Here is a 1,227-nt window from a genome sequence, read left to right as displayed (position 1 = left end):
AGCGTAATGGTTTTGAGAAACCAGAAATTCGAGCACTACAAAAAGCGTACAAAGAAATTTACCGCTCTGGTAAAACGCTAGAAGAAGTGAAACCGATTCTTGCAGAAATGGCACAAGAATGGCCAGCAGTGAAGCGTTTTTCTGACATTCTAGAAACAACGGAACGTGGTATCATTCGTTAATTCGCGAATGAATCAATAAGTGGAAAAGATCGCGCCCAATTAGGGCTGCGGTCTTTTTGTGTTTTATGGATAAGGAATCCCTTATCCATAGTACATAGGGCGAAATCGATATGGAAAAACCATTACGTATTGGCATCATTGCTGGCGAGTTATCTGGTGACACGCTAGGGGAAGGCTTTATCAAGGCAGTGAAAGAGCGATACCCGAATGCAGAGTTTGTCGGCATCGGTGGGCCAAAAATGATCGCACAAGGCTGTGAATCTCTTTTTGATATGGAAGAGTTAGCTGTAATGGGGTTAGTTGAAGTGCTTGGACGATTACCTCGTTTGTTAAAAGTAAAAGCTGAGCTTGTTAAGTACTTCACTCAGAACCCGCCAGATGTTTTTGTCGGTATTGATGCGCCAGATTTTAACTTGCGTCTAGAGTTAGATTTAAAGCAAGCAGGCATTAAAACCGTGCACTACGTGAGCCCTTCAGTATGGGCGTGGCGTCAAAAGCGTATCTTCAAAATCGAGGCTGCGACCAACCTGGTACTGGCTTTTCTACCGTTTGAAAAGGCGTTTTACGATAAATTTAACGTGCCTTGTGAGTTTATCGGCCACACCTTAGCGGATGCTATTCCTTTGCAATCTGAGCAAGCGCCTGCGCGAGAGCTGCTAGGACTTGAACAAGACAAAAAATGGTTAGCAGTTTTACCGGGTAGCCGTGGTAGTGAGCTCAAGATGCTCTCTCAACCATTCATTGAGACGTGCAAGCTTCTGCACCAAAAATACCCAGGTTTGGGCTTTGTAGTTGCGCTAGTTAATCAAAAACGTCGAGAGCAATTTGAGCAAGCGTGGAAAGAGCATGCGCCCGAGCTTGATTTCAAATTGGTGGATGATACGGCTCGCAATGTTATTACAGCCTCTGATGCGGTAATGCTAGCATCTGGAACGGTAGCGTTAGAGTGCATGTTGCTTAAGCGTCCTATGGTTGTTGGCTATCGCGTCAATACCTTTACCGCCTTTCTGGCCAAGCGCCTATTGAAAACTAAGTACGTGTCACT

The 1,227-nt window shown here is 45.0% G+C and carries 1 protein-coding gene and 1 pseudogene; both read left to right on the top strand.

Annotated elements, in window-relative coordinates; all coding sequences use genetic code 11:
• Nucleotides 1-182: pseudogene (locus R7M72_RS25090) on the top strand (acyl-[acyl-carrier-protein]--UDP-N-acetylglucosamine O-acyltransferase); the annotation flags it as partial.
• A gap of 110 nt (nucleotides 183-292) precedes the next feature.
• On the top strand, nucleotides 293-1,227 hold a 935-nt coding region (gene lpxB / locus R7M72_RS25085), incomplete at its 3' end, for a lipid-A-disaccharide synthase (RefSeq protein WP_318056458.1).

Origin of the sequence: Vibrio sp. YT-18, from assembly GCF_033337345.1 — a bacterium.
In the GTDB taxonomy this organism is placed as follows: domain Bacteria; phylum Pseudomonadota; class Gammaproteobacteria; order Enterobacterales; family Vibrionaceae; genus Vibrio; species Vibrio alginolyticus.
This window is presented reverse-complemented; position numbering and strand designations above follow the sequence as displayed.